Origin of the sequence: Thermococcus sp. Bubb.Bath (assembly GCF_012027595.1) — an archaeon.
Classification (GTDB): domain Archaea; phylum Methanobacteriota_B; class Thermococci; order Thermococcales; family Thermococcaceae; genus Thermococcus.
Genome location: NZ_SNUR01000026.1, coordinates 1 through 481, shown reverse-complemented (window position 1 = coordinate 481; position 481 = coordinate 1). Strand labels below are relative to the sequence as shown.

Here is a 481-nt window from a genome sequence, read left to right as displayed (position 1 = left end):
AAGGGGCTTCCTTTTGTTGGGAGGGCAGGAAAGGTTCTCGACGAACTCCTGGCTGAAATAGGCCTGGACAGGGATGAGGTTTACATCACGAACATAGTCAAATGCCGTCCGCCTGACAACCGCGACCCTACGGAGGATGAAATAAAGGCCTGCTCACCATACCTCGACAGGCAGATAGACATCATAAGGCCGAAGGTCATCGTTCCACTTGGGAGGCACTCGATGCGTTACATACTCGAGAAGTTCGGCTTCGAGGTCGAACCCATAAGTAAAATCCACGGAAAGGCCTTCGAAGCCCACACGCTGTTTGGAAAAATCGTCATAATGCCAATGTACCATCCGGCCGTGGCTCTTTACCGCCCAGCGCTGAAGGAAGAGCTTAGAAAGGATTTCCAAAAGCTGAGAGAGCTGACTGGAGAATCTTTGTGAAAATTTCTTAACTTCTCAATTACTCTTCTGAATGATTTTCTCTTTCTTAGCA

At 48.6% G+C, this 481-nt stretch carries 1 protein-coding gene; it reads left to right on the top strand.

Annotated elements, in window-relative coordinates; all coding sequences use genetic code 11:
• Positions 1 to 429: uracil-DNA glycosylase (locus E3E29_RS11355; protein ID WP_167911104.1), on the top strand; the 429-nt coding region annotated here is incomplete at its 5' end.
• Positions 430 to 481 lie beyond the last annotated feature (52 nt).